This window comes from Cupriavidus sp. GW822-FHT03E04 (assembly GCF_058801495.1).
The window spans coordinates 23,738-39,020 of record NZ_JBXANI010000028.1 but is presented as its reverse complement, the minus strand read 5'-3'; the positions used below and the strand labels follow the sequence as shown (position 1 = coordinate 39,020).

Here is a 15,283-nt window from a genome sequence, read left to right as displayed (position 1 = left end):
GTCACGAAGGATGGCACTGGAGCTAGCGGGAACCGCACGCAAATGCGTGCGCTAAGCTCGGGCGGTATCGTTGCGGCGGATCACCGCCCCGGCGCGGGCGCCGGTGCTCTCGCCGCTGCTCCACGCGATGGCGCCATTGACGATCACCGTCTCGATGCCCCTCGCGGGCGCGACAGGGTGCGCGAAAGTCGCCATATCGGCCACGCTGGCGGCATCGAAGATGGTGATGTCCGCGAAATTCCCGGGTGACAGTATCCCGCGCCCCGGTAGCCTGAAGTAGCGGGCCGTCAAGCCCGTCATCTTGTGCACGGCCTGCTCGAGCGGGAAAAGGCCGAGGTCCCGGCAGTAGTGCCCCAGCACGCGCGCAAACGTGCCCCAGAGACGCGGATGCGGCGCGGCGTCGTGGGGCAACCCGTCGGAGCCTATCATGGTTTCGGGATAGGCGAGGATGCGCTGCACGTCCTGCTCGTCCATCAGGAAGTAGATCGCGCCTGCCGGCTGCAACGCGTCGACGGCGTCCTCGGGCGAGAGGCCCATCGTCGCCGCAATGACGTCGAGGTCCTGTCCGGCGAACTCGGGATGCGGTACCGAGCGCGTTACGATGACGCGGCTCGACACCGCGAGCCGGTCCTTTCGCAAAATTGTGGAACCAGCGTTATATGGATAGCAGTCGAGTCCGATCGGCTGACGCTGCGCCGCGTTAGCAATGTGCCTCAGCGTGTCGACCGAGCGTCCGTGGTTCTTTGGGCCGATCAGCTTGTGATGCGAGACCACGACTGGCGCGCCGCCCGCCGCGCCGACCTCGAACGCTTCGTCAAGCGCCTCGTGGATCCGATCGCCCTCATCGCGGATATGGCTGGCGTAGACACCGCCGTAGCCGCGCATGACCGCCGCCACGGCGGCCATTTCGCCAGTCGTGGCGGACATCGCGGCAGGATAGGCGGCCCCGGTCGAGAGCCCGATGGCACCGCTCTCCATGGCGCCGCGCAGCAATGCCTGCATCGCCGCGATCTCTGCGTCCGTCGCCGCCCGGTCCAGCCGGTCCATCACCGCGGCCCGCAGCGTCGTATGGCCGACCAGGCAGGCCGCGTTGACGGCAGCGGGATGCTGCGCCAGCTCGGCGAGATAGTCGCCGAACGCGGGGTAACGAAAGAGGGCCGGGTCGGCGCCGAGCAGGTCAAGCGGCGGCGGAACGGTCTGTCCCGGAGGCGCACGCCAGGGCGCCAGGCTGATCCCGCAATTGCCCGTCACGACCGTGGTAACGCCCTGGCTGAGCTTGGCCGGCATCAGTGGATCGAGCGTCAGATAGCGGTCGTCGTGCGTATGCGAGTCGATGAAGCCGGGGGCGACGATGCGGTCCCGCGCATCGATCACCACCGCCGCGGAGTCGGACGCCAGCGCGCCCAGTGCCGTGATACGCGATCCGTCGACCCCGATGTCGGCGAGCCTGCGCGGTGCGCCGGTGCCGTCAATCACCGTGCCGCCGCGAATCAGTATGTCGAATTGCGCCATGTTCCTTGCGCCTCAGTCGATTGCCGCGCCGGAACTCTTGATCACTGCGGCCCAGACCGGCCGCTCCTTGCGGGCAAGATCGAAGAACGCGCCGCGCGGCCCCGTGGTGACCTCGTACGCCATGTCGGCCAGCCGCGCTTTCATGGCGTCCGAGTTGGCCGCCTTGTTGAAGGCCTTGTTGAGAAAGTCGAGGATCTGCGGGTCGGTCGCGGCGGGCGCGACGTAGCCGGTCCATGCCACCGCCTGGTAATCCTTCAACCCCGTCTCCGCCATGGTCGGCAGCTTCGGCAGGCGGCTGTCGCGGCGTGCACCGGTGACGGCGAGCGGCACGACGCTGCCGTTCTTCAGATATGGCGAGATCGACGTAATGTTCTCGAAGACCAGATCCACTTCGCCGCGCATCAGCGCCAGATCCGCTTCGGGACCGCCCTTGTATGGAATATGTGTAATGGACACACCCGCCATCGCCTTGAACATCTCGGCGCTCAGATGGCCCGTGGTGCCGTTGCCGCCCGAGCCGACGGAGAGCTTGCCCGGCGCGCTCCTGGCCAGCGTGATCAGTTCGGAGACCGATTTCACGCCGAGGTCCTTGCGCACGGCCAGCACGTTCTGCACGAATCCGGTCAGGGCTACGGGCGCCAGTTGCTTGTCGGCGTCGTAGGGCAGCTTCTTGTACAGGGACTGGTTGATGGCCAATGTGCCGGCGTTCGCGAAGCCGATGGTGTAGCCGTCGGCCGGCGCGTTGATCACAGCCTGCGTGCCGATGATGCCGGACGCGCCCACGCGGTTGAGGACCACGATCTGCTGCCCGATATCATGGCCGACCGCATCGGCCAGCAAGCGCGAGACGATGTCGGGCGTCGTACCTGCATTGAATGGGACAATCAGCGTGATGGGGCGCTCGGGATAGGCTGCGAAGGCGTTCGCCGTGAGCAGCATGGCGGCGGCCGTCAGCGACATTCGCCTGAGTAGCCGGTCGAAATGGCGGAGGAGAGACATGGTGGTATTCCTTTCGTGGTAGGCAAGTTGGCATCAAGGCCGGCTCGCGCCAATGCGCGCAGGGCCGGTGACACGGCTGTCTCAGGTACCGTGCACGGCGGCTGCAGTGGGCTGCAGCATCGTTTGAAGCAAGGGCAGATCGATGTTGCCGCCGGACAGGACGATGACGCCGTCGCGGCCTTCGAGATCGATCACGCCGGCGAGCAAGGCCGCCAGCGCGACGGCTCCGCCGGGCTCGACCAGCAACCGAAGCTCCTCGAGCGCGAAGCGAATGGCGGCGCGGACCTGCGCATCCGTGACCGCCACCGCGCCGTCGAGAAAGCGCTTGTTGATCTCGAAGGGTAGTTCGGCTGGCGTGGTGGCCTGCAACGCGTCGCAGAGCGTTGTGGCGCCCGCCGCATTGATTTCCCTGAGGCCGCTGCGCAGCGAGCGCACCGTGTCGTCGAAACCGGCGGGCTCGGCCGCGATCAGCCGCGTGCCTGGATTCAATGCGTCGACAACCAGGCCGCAACCGGCCATCAACCCGCCGCCGCCGCAGGGCGCGGCGAACAGGCCGAGGTTGTCGAGCGCGGCCTCGGGCAGGTCCTGCAACGCCTCGAGGGCCACCGTGCCCTGGGCGGCAAGCACCGCAGGATGGTCGCCCGGCGGAATCAGCGTGCCGCCGGTTTCGCCGAGCAGCCGCATCCCGATCGCCTCGCGGCTCTCATGGAGGCGGTCGTAGTGAACGACGCGCGCACCCTGGGCCAGCGCGCGCTCGACCTTGTTGCGTGGCGCATCGATCGGCATCACGATGGTCGCCGCCACACCGAGCTGGCGCGCGGCCCAGGCGATCGCCTGCCCGTGATTGCCGGTGGAATAGGCGATCACGCCTTTCGCGCGCTGGTCGCCGCGCAGCGACAGCAGGGCATTGAAGGCGCCGCGTGCCTTGAACGAGCCCGTGACCTGCAGGTTCTCGGCCTTGAGCCAGACCGGCGCGCCGGCAATGGCGTCGAGTGCCGCCGAACGCAGCAACGGCGTGCGAACGACATGGGGCGCGATGTCCAGGGCCGCCAGCTCGACGTCGGTGAAATCGGGGACGCGCATGTCACCCAGCATCTCGTGCTGGATCGCGTGCGCGGGTCGTGGTCGTGCCGGATGGACATCCAGGGTTTCGGTTGGCTGCATGGAGAAGGCCCGTGGGTGGTCGAAGAAAGACAGGAAACGGGATCAGCGCGCCGGCCAGGTCGGCGGAGCCACGCTACCGACCTGGTCCGTGATGCGTGAATACGCCTCGACGCGGCGATGCAAACCGAAGTTGAAGACGGTAGACCGGCCCAGTTTGCACAGGTCCAGGTTGCAGTCGGCCACGATGAGCTCGTCGTCCCAGCTGGTGGCCTGCGCCATGATTTCGCCTTGGGGATTGACGATGATCGAATGGCCGAACATTTCGTGGCCGTCCTCGGTCCCGGCCTTCGCGACGGCAACCGCGAAACACGCGTTCTGATAGCAGCCCGCCTGAATCGACAGCTGGGAGTGGAACACGCGCAGGTGATGAGCCTCGAAGCCGCGATTCTCCATGTTCATGCTTGGCGTGTTGTAGCCCAGCATGACGAGCTCGACCTGCTGCAGCCCGAGCACGCGCCAGGCCTCTGGCCAGCGGCGGTCGTTGCAGATCATCATGCCCATGTTCACGCCCTCGGCCTCGCCGACCGGCGCCCGGACCACCGGGAAGCCGAGATTGCCGACTTCGAAATAGCGCTTCTCGAGGTGCTGTACCTTGCGCGCCGGCGCGTACTCTGCGTGGCCGGGCAGATGGACTTTCCGGTACTTGAGGATCACCTCGCCCGACGGTGCGATGATCACCGAGGTGTTGAACCGGCGCTTACGCATGACACCGGCTTCATCGGGTTCATAAGCGATCTCGGCGTAGCCCAGATAAACCGTCAGGCCAAAGCGGCGGATTGCCTCGAACAGTGGCGCAGTCTCCGGCGAGGGCAGCGCTGCCTCGAACCAACGGTCGGCCTCGTCGAGGTCCTCGTGGTACCAGCGTGGAAAGAACGTGGTCAGCGCGAGTTCGGGGAACACGACGACCTGTGCACCGCGCCGATAGGCACGTTCGAGCAGTTGGACCATCCGCGCGACCGCGATCTCGCGTCCTTCGGACTTCTGGATGGGCCCGAGCTGGGCGGCGGCGACGGTGATGATGCTGGACATGTACTGGAGCCTCTGGTGCGATGGGGTGGTGTCGAGTATAGGGACGCGATACCGCCCTTGAAATGCGGCGCCCCGCGCGCCGGCAGTGCGCGCATTGGCGCCGTCTCGCAAGCCCAACGCATTGATTTGAAAGGAACAAATGCCTCGGGAGCAGCCCCGGTTCGCAGCCGCCTCATAGCCCCTCGTTATGGGTCCTGGGCAATATGTGATGGGGCGCGGTGGTGGTCTGTGGCAATCGCGCCACCGCGCCGCCAACCGCCGCTCAGGCGAACATCGGCGGGCGCTGCGCATCCCCACGCGGTGCGGCGTCCAGCAGGTGCACGAGCGTGGCAAGAAAGCCTTTGGCAAGGGTCGACATCGGGCTCTGCCGCGAATGGATCAGGTAGATCTTGTGACTGAGCGCCGGGCTGATCGGCTTGAGCACGACGTCGTCCGATGCGGATGCTGTGTATCCGAACGACTCCACCAAGGCCACCCCGACACCCTGGCGCACCAGCGCCATGGCTTCGGGTGTCGAGCGAATCTCGATGTCCGGCGTGAGTGGCCCCCGGCCCGACGACAGGAAATGCGAGGAGAGCTGGCCGAAAGGGGTGTCTGCGCCATAGCCGATGAAGGTCTGGCCGCGCAAGTTGCTGGTTGTCACAACGTCCAGCGCCGCTAGCGCGTGTCCCTTGGGCAGCGCGCACAGGATCCGCCCCTCGCCGATTTCCCGGGTCCGGAGATTCGCGCCGTCGGGCGGCGCCATCGATGCAATGCAGAGGTCTGCGTGCCCCTGCACCACGAACGGCAGCAAGGCGTCGAACGGCATGGGCCGGTAGTGGACACGGACGGCGGGATGCCGCAGCCGGAAGCGCTGGATGGCGCGCGGCATCAGCCATTCGCTGTAGCTCGGACTAGAGACAATCGACAACTTGCCTTGGTTCTGTTCGCCCAGGCTGCTGGCCACCGCATTGAACTGGGCGACGCCCTTGAGGATGACCTCGACTTCCTCGAACAGCCGGCGCGCCTCCGGCGTGGGCTGCAGCCGTCCCTTGACCCGTTCGAACAGCAGGAACCGCAGGCGGCTTTCCGCGGTTGCCAGCACCCGGCTGATTGCCGGCTGTGACACGCACAGCATGCGCCCGGCCTCGCTCAGCGAGCCGGTGACCATGATCGCGTGGAAGACTTCGATCTGGCGAAGGTTCAGGGGTATGGCGGGAGGCCTGCTAACGGCTGACATACAAGGTGGCGCCAAGGCACAAGCGCGGTAACGGCAAGAGGGGCCCGTGACGACGCAAGAAGCGCGCCATCGGGCGGCGGATCCACGCCGACCGTCGGGCGCGAGCGAGGTGTCAAGCCTGATTCAAGCCTGTGCGTCGGCCGCGACGGGCCGCAGCGTTGCCATTGCCGCGAGCGCTCCCCCTACCATGTCGCGCAGTGTTGGCCACAGCTTCGCGGCCAGGTCTTCACGGTAGCCGAACGGTGCCGCTTCATCCATGTAGATGGCCTGCGCCATTTCGAGTTGCACCGCGTGCACCCCCCGCTGCGGCTGGCCGTAGTGCCGCGTGATATGCCCGCCTCTGAAACGATCGTCGGCGACCCACGAGAAGGGACTGGCCGACGCGGCGGCGATGACGGCCTCGCGCAGCGCCGGCGCGCAACTGGCACCGCTGTTGGTGCCGATGTTCAGATCTGGCAAGCGGCCCGCGAACAGGCGGGGCAGCACGCTGGCGATCGAGTGCGCTTCCCACAACAGCACGTGCCCGTGCACTTGGCGCAGGCGCGCGATCTCGGCGGCCAGCGTGCTGTGATACGGATTCCAGTAATCGCGGATACGGTCGGCGATCTCGGCGGAGGACGGAGCCTCGGGATCGGGATACAGCGGCTCGCCCAGGAATGTGTCGCGTGGGCAAAGCGCCGTGGTGTTCTGGCCCGGATAGAGGCTTTCGCCGTTGGCGGGGCGGTTCACGTCGATCACGTAGCGCGAGTAGTTGGCTGCCACGACGGAGGCGCCCAGCGTTGTCGCGAACGCGTAGAGACGCCCCAGATGCCAGTCGGTATCGGCACGCACGCGCGCCACGTCTTGCATTTGCGCGGCGAACGCGTCGGGCAACAGCTCGCCGCCGTGCGGAATCGAGACTACCAGGGGAATGGTGCCCTGCGTCAGCTTGCAAACGGGGGGATTCATGACTGGACTTCCTTGGATGGCGTGATAACGGGAACGCGCCTGCGCAACCACACGCGCGCGTCGAGAAGGTGTTTCGGTTGCCGCCCCGCGAACACGTCGATGATCTGTTCGGCGCATTGGAGTGCCGTGGCATGTAGCGCCTCCTCGGTGGAGCCGGCAAGGTGCGGGCTCAGCACGACGTTGTCGAGCCCGGCCAGCGGGGACGCCGCGCAGAGCGGCTCCTGCGCGAAGACGTCCAGTCCGGCGCCGAAGAGCCTGCCTTCCTTTAGCGCCGCGGCCAGCGCGGCTTCGTCGATCAGCCCGCCGCGCGATGTATTGATGACGATGGCGCGTGGCTTCATGTTGCGCAGCGCCTTCGCATCGAGCGTGTGGCGCGTGTCGGCACGCAGCGGACGGTGCAGGGAGACAACGTCGGAGGCCGCCAGCAGCTCGGGCAGCGCCGATACCCGCGTCGCGCCGTGCGCTTCGACCTCGCACGTCGGCGCGCTGGGCGACCACACCAGCACGCGCATGCCGAGTCCCGCGCGCGCCATGTCGCAGACCAGGCGCCCCGTGCGGCCGAAGCCGATCACGCCGAGGGTCTTGCCACGGAGCGAGAGCATCGGTGCCGCGTATCGGTAGCGCCAGTCTGACTGCCGCGTGGCTGCGTCGGCCAGCGGCGCCCGGCGCGCGACCGCGAGCATCAGCATCAGCGTGTGTTCGGCCACGGCGCCGATATTGGCGTCGGGCGTGGACACCACCGGGATGCCCAGCTCATGCGCATGGGCGACCGCGATCTTGTCGGTGCCAGTGCCATGATTGCTGATGACCGCGAGCCGCGGTGCGGCATCGATCATCGCGGCGGTCAGACCTTCGCGCACGATCACAGCGTCGGCGCCGGCGACTTCACGGATGCGAGCGGCTTCGTCACCGGCTTGGCCCGGGCGCACTTCGAAGCCCGCGGCGCGCAGGCGCTCCGCACCGATCGGGTGGATGGGCTGGGTAATCAGGCAGACTGGCATGGGCGTTTCATGGGAATCAGGCATGGGCTGTGTTTTGAAGTGCGATGCGGGTTGTGCTGCCGGTCGTGCTGCAGGCATCCTAGCCTGCACGCGCTGCTAACGTGCCGGCCAGCAGCCGCGTGGCGACGGCGAAGTCGGCGAGGTCCATCGACTCGTCGGGGTTGTGGCTGCCATGGGCATTGCGCACGAAGATCATCGCAGCGGGTATGCCCTGGGCGGCGAACAGTGCCGCGTCATGTCCCGCGCCGCTGGGCATGGCCCGCGCGCGTACGCCGCCCTGGCTCGCGGAGCAGAGCAGGGCGTGCTGGAGCGACGGATCCATCTGTGCCGCGGCACTGGACGACGCGGCACCGAGATCGACTTGCACGTGGTGCTGCGTGCCAATGCCTGCCGCGGCAGCGTGTACCCGCGCATCCATCAGGTCGAGCGTGGCGCGGCTGCGGGAACGCATGTCGATACTGAATTCGACCAGGCCGGCGACCTTGCTGAAGTCGGCCTGATCCGGGTCCGTCATGCAGCGGCCGAACGTCAGCGTGAGTTCATGCCCTTGCGCCTCGAGTGCGATCCAGTCCTGTTGCAGCGCGTGGATCAGCGCCGCGGTCGCGACCACGGCGTCTTGCCGGTGGCTGCGCGGCGTCGCGCCGGAATGCGCATAGGCGCCCTGCACGCGGGCATGCCGGTAGCGCTGGCTGCCGCAGATGCCGGTGACGATGCCCACGACGTCGCCCGCCTCCAGCAGCACCGGTCCCTGCTCGATATGAAGTTCGACAAAACAATCGATGCGGTCGGCGCACAGATACGCCAGGCCCGCGCGGACGTCGTCCGGCCGTCCGCCGGCTTCACGCAGATGGTCGGCCAGGCTGCGCCCGGTGTCGGCACGCACGCTGTCAAGCGCCTGCGGCTCCAGTAGTCCGAAGGCGGCCTTGCTGCCGGCATAGGACACCGGAAACCAAGCGCTCTCCTCGGCGCGGATTGCGGCTACGGTGACGTCGCGACGCGGCACAAAGCCCGCCTTGCGCCAGCCAGCCAGCACGGCGAGACCGGCGACGACCCCGGCGGCGCCGTCGAAATTACCACCGCGCGGTACCGAGTCGAGATGCGAACCCGTCATGACCGCTGCAGCACCGCGATCCGTGCCCGGCAATGTCAGATAGAGATTGAGCGCCGCATCGGTCGCCACCTGCAGTTCGAGCGCGCGGGCGGCGTCGGCGACAAGCCGGTGCGCCCGCTGCTCGCCCGCGCCGTAGCTGTCTCGCGTGACGCCGACGCCGTCAAAACTCTGTTCGCGCAAGCGGTCGAACAGCTTGGTGGCGAGGGTGAAATCCGGTTCGGCGATGGTCATAGGATGGTTGCCATCGTGTCTGCCTGCACCTCGGCTTGCGTGGCCGTCTGCCTGGCAAGTGACGGATCCCAGTCACGCCCCGGCATCGCGTCGATGAGCTGGCGCGTGTAGGCATGCTGGGGTGTCTCGAAGATCTGGGCAGGGCTGCCCTGTTCGACCACGCTGCCCCGGTGCATGACCAGCACCGCGTCGCAAATCTGCGCCGCCACACGCAGATCGTGGGTGATGAAGACCAGCGCGATGCCGAGGCGCTGTTGCACGGCGCGAAGCAGCCGCAGCACCTGCGCCTGCACGGAGACATCGAGCGCAGATACCGATTCGTCGGCCACGATCAGCCGCGGCTCCATCGCCAACGCCCGCGCGATGCCGATGCGCTGGCGCTGGCCGCCGGAGAACTGGCTCGGATAGCGGTCGAATGCCGAGGCATCGAGCTCGACGAGCTGCAACAGCTCGCGCGCCCTCGCCAGTGCCTGTTCCCGGGACACGCCACACGCAAGCGGGCCATCGCAGAGGATGCGCCCGACCGTATGGCGCGGATTGAGCGAGGCGAACGGGTCTTGGAAGATCATCTGGATATGGCGGCGTAACGGCCGGAACTCCCGCTCGCTCAACGGGGCGATGTCGCGCCCATCAAAATACATCCCACCGCCGTCGGTTCCGGTCAGCTTGAGCAGGCATTTGCCGATCGTCGACTTGCCTGAACCCGACTCGCCGACGATTCCCAGCGTCTTGCCGGCGCCGACCGAGAAGCTCACGTCCTTGACGGCTTCGACCACGCGCTTGCGTTTGAACAGCCCGCCCGAACTAACATAGGTCTTGCGCAACGCATCGACGCGCAGCACTGGATATCCGTTCGCTGCGTCAGCCGGGTCATCGTGCTCGCGATCGCCCGGCCGGTGTGACGGCACGCTGGCGATCAGCCGCTGCGTGTAGGGATGGCGGGGCCGGTTCAGCACCTGGTCGGCCGTACCCTCCTCGACCAGCTGGCCCTTCTCCATTACGACGACACGATCCGCGATTTCGGCCACGACGCCAAAATCGTGCGTCACGAACATGACACCCATGCCTTTCTCGCGCTGGATGCGGGCGATCAGCGCGAGGATCTGCGCCTGCGTGGTGACGTCCAGCGCCGTGGTGGGCTCGTCGGCGATCAGCAGCGCCGGCTCCAGCGCCAGCGCCATCGCGATCATCACGCGCTGGCGCTGGCCACCCGAAAGGCTGAACGGCCAGGCATGAAACAACCCTGCCGGATCCGGCAAGCCGACGAAGTCGAGCAGTTCTAGTACACGGGCCTCGCGTGCCGGACCCGGATAGGCCGCATGGACGCGCATGACCTCGGCGATCTGCGCGCCCACCGGCTGCAGCGGGTTGAGCGCCGACAGCGGCTCCTGGAAGATCATCGCCATGTCCTTGCCGCGCATGCCGCGCAGCGCCGCCTCGTCCATGCCGAGCAGATCCTCGCCGTGCAGCAGGATCTGCCCCTGCTGCGGACGCAGATAGGTGGGCAGCAAGCCCATGATGGCGTTGGCACTCATCGATTTCCCCGATCCGGATTCGCCGACGATGCAGAGGATCTCGCCGGCGCGGATGTCGAACGACACATCGCGCACGGCATACTGGCGGTCGCCGCCAGCCGGAAGCGGGATGCTTAATCCGCGGATGGAGAGCAGGGCGGCGCCCTGGCCTGGATTGCCTGGATTGCCTGTAGCCACGGTATTAAGCTCCTCGCTTGCGCAGTTGCGGGCTGAGGGCGTCGTTGAGCCCCTCGCCGATCAGATTGATGGCCAGCACCGTCAGCATGATGGCAATGCCGGGCCAGAGGCTTATCCACGGCGCTTCGCGGAGCATCGTGCGCGCGGCGCCGATCATGAATCCCCAGCTCATCAGGTTGCGGTCGCCCAGCCCGAGGAAAGACAGCGCCGATTCGGTCAGGATGGCCGTCGCGGTCATCAGCGAGGCCGTCACGATGATCGGCGAGGCGGCATTGGGCAGGATCTGGGTGAAAATGATCCGGGCCGGCTTCTGGCCGATCACGATGGCGGCCTGCACGAATTCCCGCTGCTTGAGGGTCATGAACTCGGATCGCACCAGGCGCGCCACCGGCGGCCACGACACCATGGAGATGGTCCCGACGATCGAGTACAGCGACGGCTTGAAGATCGCCACCAGGACGAGTGCCATGGCCAGCTGTGGAATGGTCTGGAAGAACTCCGTCCCCCGCATCAGGGCGTCGTCCACGCGGCCGCCGTGGTAGCCCGCCAGGGCACCCACCACGATGCCGATCAGGACCGCCACCAGCGTAGAGATCACGCCGATCATCAGCGACACCCGCGCGCCGTAGGCGAGGCCCGCCGCGATGTCGCGGCCCAACATATCGGTGCCCAGCGGATACGCGGTGTCGGCGAATGGGCCGAGCAGCGGCTCCGCCACCATCATCCATGGGGGATCTTGATAGAGCGTCGGGGCAAGGATGCCCGTCAGGATCACCACCAGTAGCAGCGCGAGGCCGACGGCCGCGCCGCGGTTGGCGACGAATCGTTTCAGGAAAGACATGTGAGGCTCCTCAGGCTTGCTGGATGCGTGGATCGATCAGCCGGTAGGCGAGATCGGTGAGCAGGTTGAAGACCACCACCATCGTCGATGTCACCAGGAACACACCGAGCAGCAATTGATAGTCGCGCTGGAGCAGCGCATCGAACATCAGCCGTCCGATGCCGGGCCATCCGAATACGGTTTCGGTAAGCACCGCGCCGCCGGCCATCTGCCCCAGCTGGATCCCCGCGAAAGTCACCACCGGCAGCAAGGCATTGCGCAGCGCGTGATGGCGGATGGTCCCGCCCACTGAAACCCCCTTGGCGCGCGCCGTCTTGATGAAATCCATGCCCAGCACTTCGAGCATGGAAGCGCGCGTCAGCCGCGCGTAGACCGCCATGAAGAAGCAGCCGAGCGACGCGGTAGGCAGCACCAGGTGATGCGCAACGTCGCGCACGCGCGCCCAGCCGGTCAACGCGCCCCCGACTGTCTCCATGCCGTAGGGCGGCAGCCAGCCCAGGTGCAGGGAAAAGAAGAGAATGGCCAGCAGTGCCAGCCAGAACTGCGGCGTGGCGTAGATCAGAAGCGATCCCGTCATCAGCACGCTGTCGAGCCATGGGTGCGTGCCCTGATAGCGGCTGCGCGAGGCCACCACACCGAACAACACGCCGAACACCAGCGCGAAGGCGAACGCGCACGACATCAGCAGAAGCGTGGCGGGCAGGCGGTCGAGAATGATATCGAGCACCGGCAAGCGTTCACGGTATGAGTAGCCCAGGTCGAGGTGCGCCACGCCGTTCAGGTAGCTCGCCAGTTGCACATAGACCGGCTTGTCAAGGCCGAACTCTTGCCGTAGCTGTGCCACGTAGGTGGGGTCCGAGGCCCCCGATTCGCCCGCCAGCACGGCGGCCGGATCGCCCGGCGCCAGGCGGATCAACAGGAAGTTGACGACGACGACGCCCAGCACGACCAGGGCTGCCTTGCCGAGCCGCGCGAACACTGACAGTGCCTTATCCACGGAATAGATTCCAAGAAGGTTGACGAGGAGGAGCGATGCGCCGTGCCACTCGCCCGGCGCATCGCCGCGCACCGGTGCTTACTTGTCGATGTAGGCATCGGCGAATGTGTCGTTAAGACCGATCGCCGTCTGGATCAGGTTGTGCACCTTCGCGTTGTAGAGCGTCGGAATCTCCATCTCGAACAGGTACCCGTTCGCCACCTCTTCCACGAGTGTCTTCTGGATGCTGGAGTACAGCTTCTGGCGCTCGTCGTTAGAGGTCGCGGCGGCTGCCTTGTCCCACATCGCGTCAACCGCGTCGTTCCGGTATCCCTGGTTGTTGACGAATGCAGAGCCCTTGACCATGTTGCGGGCCAGGTAAAGACGCGAGACGCCCAGTGCCGGATCGCCATATTGCGACGTGAAGCTGAAGGTGAGGTCGAAATCGAAATCCGAGACGCGCTTGGCCCACGTGCCCGCATCCGCCGACTCTATCTCGACCTTGAAGCCAAGCTGTTCGAGGCTCTGACGCGTGTACTCGCCGAGCCGGTCCCAGGTCGCGCCGTAGGGATACGACAGGATCTTGATCGGCATCTTCGCGGGGTCGACACCCGACTCCTTGATCAGCGCGCGTGCTTTCTTCAGTTCGAAGTTGTAGGCCGGCACGTTGGCATCGTAGAAGGGCGTGGTGGAAGAAATCGGACCTGTGGCAACCTTGCCGAGACCGAAGAAGATGCTGTTCACGACGAACTTGCGGTTGATGGCCTCCATCACGGCCTGGCGCACCTTGACGTTGTCGAAAGGCGGCTTGCGCTGGTTCATCTGGATATAGGCCAGCTTGGAGAACATCTCCCAGCCCTTCGTCGTGTATTGCACGCCCGGCAGCGCCTTGAGACGTTTCACCTCCACGTTGTCCACGTCACCTGCACTCACCACCTGAACGTCGCCGCGCTCGAAAGCAACCGCGCGCGAGGCTGCATCGGGAATCACGTTGAAGACGATCTCGTCCAGGTAAGGCTTGCCGACTTGCCAGTAATCGGGGTTGCGCGTGAGGATGATGTACGCGCCTTTCTTCCACTCCTTGAACTTGAACGGGCCGGTCCCGATTGGCGTCTGGTTGGCCGGGTTCTTGGCGTAGTCGGTGCCGTCATAGATGTGCTTGGGCACGATCGGCATGTTGTCGCTGACGAAGGCTTTCAGAAACGGAGCAAATGGCGCCTTCAGCGTGATTTGCACCTTGTTTGGGCCGAGTGCCTTCACGGTGTCCACGAACTGCTCGATGATGACCCGCGCGCGCGGGTGCACCGTGCGCAGGAACTTGTCGACCGAGAACACAACGTCGTCTGCCGAGAACGGCTTGCCATCGTGCCACTTGACGTTCGGCTGCAACTCAAACGTGTAGACCTTGCCGTCGGGCGAGATGGTCCAGGACCTGGCCAGGCCCGGCTTCGGCTTCATGTCCGGCGTCCACGTCAGCAGGCTTTCATAGATCTTGCCCGCCACGTATTGGGTGGGCGTTTGCTGATTGAGGCCGAGCATGAGCGTGGGTGGCTCGGGCTGCGCGATCGCGCGCAACGTGCCGCCGCGCGTCTGCGCATGCGCGCCGGTGCCAGCGAGCGTGCCGAGTGCCAGCGCAACGGCGCACGCCGCGAGGTTGAGCATGCGCTTGGGGCGCGGAGTCAGCTTGGAAGACATGAGGATCACCTTGGTGTGGGGAGGGTCGGTCGGAATGGGGCGCGGGGCGTGTGCGTTTCGTGAGCGTTTCTTGCATCGGTGGCGGAATACGTCAGACGGGCCGCACGCCGATGCCATCGGCATCGAGCGCGGCGCGGATACGCGCCGCGAATACCGCCGCGCCGGGCTGGTCGCCATGGATGCAGAGCGTGTCGGCTGCGATGGGAACGGTCTTGCCTGCGAGCGAGATCACGCTGCCATCGGTCACCATGCGCTTGACCTGGGCGATCGATTCCGCCACGTCTTCGATCATCGCGTGCGGCTCGGAGCGCGGGGTCAGCGTGCCGTCGTCCTGGTAGCTGCGGTCCGCATAGACCTCGAAGGCCACGCGCAGGCCCATCGCGCGGGCGGCGCTCGCCATGTTGGCGTTGGCGACGTAGACCATCAGCTTGGGATCGATGTCGTGCACGGCTTGCGCTACCGCCTGGGCAAGCGCCGGGTCGCGCGCGGTCATGTTGTAGAGCGCGCCGTGTGTCTTCACGTGGTGCAGGGGGACCCCCACCGCGCGGGTGACGCCCAGCATGGCTCCCACCTGATACACGATGAGGGCATAGACCTCGCCTGGCATCATGGCCATGGCGCGGCGGCCGAAGCCTTGCAAATCGGGGAGTCCCGGATGCGCGCCAACCGCCACGCCGGCGGCCGCGGCCGCACGGACCGTCTCGAGCATCGTGTCCGGATCCCCGGCATGGAATCCGCAGGCAATGTTGGCGGAGGTGACATGCTGCAGGATCGCGCGGTCGTTGCCCATGACCCAGGGCCCGAAGCTCTCGCCCATATCGCAGTTGATATCGATGAACGGCATG

The 15,283-nt window shown here is 66.3% G+C and carries 13 protein-coding genes; all 13 read right to left on the bottom strand.

Annotated elements, in window-relative coordinates; all coding sequences use genetic code 11:
* Window positions 1-51 precede the first annotated feature (51 nt).
* The 13 genes from AC1RQC_RS32305 to AC1RQC_RS32245 all read right to left on the bottom strand — a co-directional run bounded on the left by AC1RQC_RS32305 (window position 52) and on the right by AC1RQC_RS32245 (window position 15,282).
* A complete protein-coding gene (locus AC1RQC_RS32305) occupies window positions 52-1,512 on the bottom strand; it encodes an N-acyl-D-amino-acid deacylase family protein (protein ID WP_492885681.1) in 1,461 nt (486 codons plus the stop codon).
* A 12-nt stretch (window positions 1,513-1,524) separates the two neighbouring features.
* Window positions 1,525-2,511, bottom strand: coding sequence for a Bug family tripartite tricarboxylate transporter substrate binding protein (locus AC1RQC_RS32300; RefSeq protein ID WP_253927680.1), 987 nt, complete (start codon window positions 2,509-2,511; stop codon window positions 1,525-1,527).
* An 81-nt stretch (window positions 2,512-2,592) separates the two neighbouring features.
* A complete protein-coding gene (locus AC1RQC_RS32295) occupies window positions 2,593-3,606 on the bottom strand; it encodes a threonine ammonia-lyase (RefSeq protein ID WP_492827035.1) in 1,014 nt (337 codons plus the stop codon).
* 111 nt (window positions 3,607-3,717) lie between these two features.
* Complete coding sequence (locus AC1RQC_RS32290) at window positions 3,718-4,704, bottom strand: N-carbamoyl-D-amino-acid hydrolase (protein ID WP_253927682.1); 987 nt, start codon at window positions 4,702-4,704, stop codon at window positions 3,718-3,720.
* Between the two features lie 262 nt (window positions 4,705-4,966).
* Entirely contained in the window at window positions 4,967-5,923 is a 957-nt protein-coding gene (locus tag AC1RQC_RS32285; RefSeq protein WP_492885679.1) for a LysR substrate-binding domain-containing protein, read from the bottom strand.
* Window positions 5,924-6,046: 123 nt separating this feature from the next.
* Complete coding sequence (hutG, locus tag AC1RQC_RS32280) at window positions 6,047-6,871, bottom strand: N-formylglutamate deformylase (protein WP_492885677.1); 825 nt, start codon at window positions 6,869-6,871, stop codon at window positions 6,047-6,049.
* The gene (locus AC1RQC_RS32275) at window positions 6,868-7,872 is read right to left on the bottom strand and encodes a hydroxyacid dehydrogenase (RefSeq protein WP_492885675.1); all 1,005 of its coding nucleotides are present in this window, start codon (window positions 7,870-7,872) and stop codon (window positions 6,868-6,870) included. The genes hutG and AC1RQC_RS32275 overlap by 4 nt, the downstream gene beginning before the upstream one ends.
* Window positions 7,873-7,951: 79 nt before the next feature.
* Window positions 7,952-9,214: a Zn-dependent hydrolase gene (locus AC1RQC_RS32270; RefSeq protein WP_492885673.1), complete on the bottom strand. Its 1,263-nt coding sequence runs from the start codon at window positions 9,212-9,214 to the stop codon at window positions 7,952-7,954.
* Complete coding sequence (locus tag AC1RQC_RS32265) at window positions 9,211-10,926, bottom strand: ABC transporter ATP-binding protein (RefSeq protein ID WP_492885671.1); 1,716 nt, start codon at window positions 10,924-10,926, stop codon at window positions 9,211-9,213. The genes AC1RQC_RS32270 and AC1RQC_RS32265 overlap by 4 nt, the downstream gene beginning before the upstream one ends.
* Before the next feature lie 4 nt (window positions 10,927-10,930).
* Window positions 10,931-11,767: an ABC transporter permease gene (locus tag AC1RQC_RS32260; protein ID WP_492885669.1), complete on the bottom strand. Its 837-nt coding sequence runs from the start codon at window positions 11,765-11,767 to the stop codon at window positions 10,931-10,933.
* Window positions 11,768-11,777: 10 nt separating this feature from the next.
* Window positions 11,778-12,764: an ABC transporter permease gene (locus tag AC1RQC_RS32255; protein ID WP_045242101.1), complete on the bottom strand. Its 987-nt coding sequence runs from the start codon at window positions 12,762-12,764 to the stop codon at window positions 11,778-11,780.
* A 78-nt stretch (window positions 12,765-12,842) separates the two neighbouring features.
* Window positions 12,843-14,438: an ABC transporter substrate-binding protein gene (locus tag AC1RQC_RS32250; RefSeq protein WP_492885667.1), complete on the bottom strand. Its 1,596-nt coding sequence runs from the start codon at window positions 14,436-14,438 to the stop codon at window positions 12,843-12,845.
* 91 nt (window positions 14,439-14,529) lie between these two features.
* Entirely contained in the window at window positions 14,530-15,282 is a 753-nt protein-coding gene (locus AC1RQC_RS32245; RefSeq protein ID WP_492372762.1) for a LamB/YcsF family protein, read from the bottom strand.
* Between the last annotated feature and the right edge of the window lies 1 nt (window position 15,283).

Excerpts from the sequence above, each read along its gene's own strand:
- AC1RQC_RS32305 (WP_492885681.1), bottom strand. The coding sequence starts at position 1,512 with ATGGCGCAATTCGACATACTGATTCGCGGCGGCACGGTGATTGACGGC.
- AC1RQC_RS32300 (WP_253927680.1), bottom strand. The coding sequence starts at position 2,511 with ATGTCTCTCCTCCGCCATTTCGACCGGCTACTCAGGCGAATGTCGCTG.
- AC1RQC_RS32295 (WP_492827035.1), bottom strand. The coding sequence starts at position 3,606 with ATGCTGGGTGACATGCGCGTCCCCGATTTCACCGACGTCGAGCTGGCG.
- AC1RQC_RS32290 (WP_253927682.1), bottom strand. The coding sequence starts at position 4,704 with ATGTCCAGCATCATCACCGTCGCCGCCGCCCAGCTCGGGCCCATCCAG.
- AC1RQC_RS32285 (WP_492885679.1), bottom strand. The coding sequence starts at position 5,923 with ATGTCAGCCGTTAGCAGGCCTCCCGCCATACCCCTGAACCTTCGCCAG.
- hutG (WP_492885677.1), bottom strand. The coding sequence starts at position 6,871 with ATGAATCCCCCCGTTTGCAAGCTGACGCAGGGCACCATTCCCCTGGTA.
- AC1RQC_RS32275 (WP_492885675.1), bottom strand. The coding sequence starts at position 7,872 with ATGCCAGTCTGCCTGATTACCCAGCCCATCCACCCGATCGGTGCGGAG.
- AC1RQC_RS32270 (WP_492885673.1), bottom strand. The coding sequence starts at position 9,214 with ATGACCATCGCCGAACCGGATTTCACCCTCGCCACCAAGCTGTTCGAC.
- AC1RQC_RS32260 (WP_492885669.1), bottom strand. The coding sequence starts at position 11,767 with ATGTCTTTCCTGAAACGATTCGTCGCCAACCGCGGCGCGGCCGTCGGC.
- AC1RQC_RS32250 (WP_492885667.1), bottom strand. The coding sequence starts at position 14,438 with ATGTCTTCCAAGCTGACTCCGCGCCCCAAGCGCATGCTCAACCTCGCG.
- AC1RQC_RS32245 (WP_492372762.1), bottom strand. The coding sequence starts at position 15,282 with ATGCCGTTCATCGATATCAACTGCGATATGGGCGAGAGCTTCGGGCCC.